Consider the following 362-nt stretch of genomic DNA (forward strand, 5'->3'; position numbering starts at 1 on the left):
CTGGTTTTGCGAGATTATTGATGACGCTGGTGGTGGGCGCAGCGCAGGCAAAAGAGCCTCCGGCGCAGGTGGTTTATCGCTTTGACGATCACAGGTATCTGGAACTTAAAGGCTGGAATTGCGAAGGCGAACTTTGGTACATCGATACCAAATTAGGGATACGCTCGGAAGTGGCCAGCCAGTTTTATCGTATTTTTACCCATAAATATGTCCATCCCTCTGAACGTTATATTGTTATCCCCTGGTGGGGAGCAGGGATAAGTGGCTTTACAGTGTCGAAAGACTATGGGCAAACCTGGGAGAGCGGCGGTGGACGGATGTCTCCTGGCCCAAATGAGCCTAATGGGGATAACGCCCCCCCT

The 362-nt window shown here is 51.4% G+C and carries 1 protein-coding gene; it reads left to right on the top strand.

Features of this window, described 5'->3' with window-relative positions; all coding sequences use genetic code 11:
* Window positions 1–20: 20 nt before the first annotated feature.
* On the top strand, window positions 21–362 hold a 342-nt coding region (locus tag J1785_RS00120), incomplete at its 3' end, for a T6SS immunity protein Tli3 family protein (RefSeq protein ID WP_420803814.1).

The sequence above is a fragment of the Rahnella perminowiae genome, from assembly GCF_019049755.1.
GTDB lineage: Bacteria > Pseudomonadota > Gammaproteobacteria > Enterobacterales > Enterobacteriaceae > Rahnella > Rahnella perminowiae.